Raw genomic sequence first — 1,265 nt, forward strand, 5'->3', positions numbered from 1 at the left:
GCAGCAGGCGTCGAGGATCGCCTTGTAGTCGGGGAACACGCGTGCAGAGAGGAAGCGCTCGCGCAGGTACAGCCAGATCCGTTCGACCGGGTTGAGCTCGGGGCTGTAGGCGGGCAACCGCACCAGCGTCACGGTGTCGGGGACGCGCAGATCCTTGGCGATGTGCCAGCCTGCCCCGTCCAGCACCACGACGGCATGCGTGTCCGGCTCGAGCGTGGCCGCAAACTGCGCCAGGAACAGGCTCATTGCCTCGGTCGAGACGTGCGGCAGCACCAGACCGAATGCCGACCCGGTCTGCGGCTCGACGGCGGCGAAGATGTAGGCGGACTGGAAGCGGCCGTCGCAGCGTCCCGCCGGACGCTGGCCGCGCATCCACCAGCGACGGCCGCTGCGCCCCTTCTGCCCGACCCGGGCCTCGTCCATGAAGAAGAGGCGGATCGGCTGGCCGGAATGGGCCTCGGCAGCGCTCGTCAGCGCCGCGCGGAGCCCCTTTTTACGAAGGCTGCCGCAGCCTTGGCGTCGCGTTGCGGGTGAACCGGGCGGGTCTTCTGCTTCGACAAGCCCAGCCGGCGCACCAGGCGCGACATCGACTGGGGCAGCATGGTCTTGTCGAAGCGGGCCTCGATGAAGCGACACAGGTCCGGCAGGGTCCAACTGGCGGGCTCGCCCCGGTCGGGATCGGGGCCCCGCAGGATGTGGTGGACCAGCACTGCCTGCTCGCCCTCGCTCAGACGCTCTGGTCGGCGGCCGGGCGGGCGGTCGACCAAGCCGGCCAGCCCCTCGGCGTTGAAGCGCTTGACGGCGTCGCACAGCGCCTGTCGCTCGATGCCCGCGGCTCGCGCCGCTTCCGCCCGGCTCATGCCGTCGAGGGCGTTGGCCACCGCCAGCAGGCGCAGGGCGGTCCGCCGACGCAGCTCCCGCTTGGCCTGCCATCGCAGATCGGCGGCCGTAGCGATGTCGGTCCGGATCTCGACGGCACGCGTCATAGGCTCCTCCCCGGTGAAGGGCAGCAGCGAATCACACGCACGCGCCAATGAAAACCCGCTACGAGTCAAAACCTAAGCGCGGCGGTATCAGAAGGAGGAGCCTCCTGTCTGTCGCGGTTGATCTACTCTGCGCCCGCGGACGGCATCCCGCGAGCCTCCAGGGTGTCTGAGCCCAGTTCCCGGATCGGGAGCCGTCCGCGCCATGAAGCATCAGCCTGAATAGTTGATTGGGACAGCTTCGACCGATCCCGCAGGACAGGAGTAGGGATCATGATGCAA

Annotated in this window: 2 protein-coding genes; both read right to left on the reverse strand. The window is 68.9% G+C overall.

The genetic code is table 11. From position 1 onward, the window contains the following. Window positions 1-474 (reverse strand): IS630 family transposase (locus VQ02_RS36345; protein WP_280818978.1); only part of this gene is annotated, 474 nt, incomplete at its 3' end. Next, complete coding sequence (locus VQ02_RS30755; protein ID WP_048448061.1) at window positions 471-986, reverse strand: winged helix-turn-helix domain-containing protein; 516 nt, start codon at window positions 984-986, stop codon at window positions 471-473. The genes VQ02_RS36345 and VQ02_RS30755, both read right to left, overlap by 4 nt. Window positions 987-1,265: the final 279 nt, after the last annotated feature.

Origin of the sequence: Methylobacterium variabile, assembly GCF_001043975.1 — a bacterium.
GTDB classification, from domain to species: domain Bacteria; phylum Pseudomonadota; class Alphaproteobacteria; order Rhizobiales; family Beijerinckiaceae; genus Methylobacterium; species Methylobacterium variabile.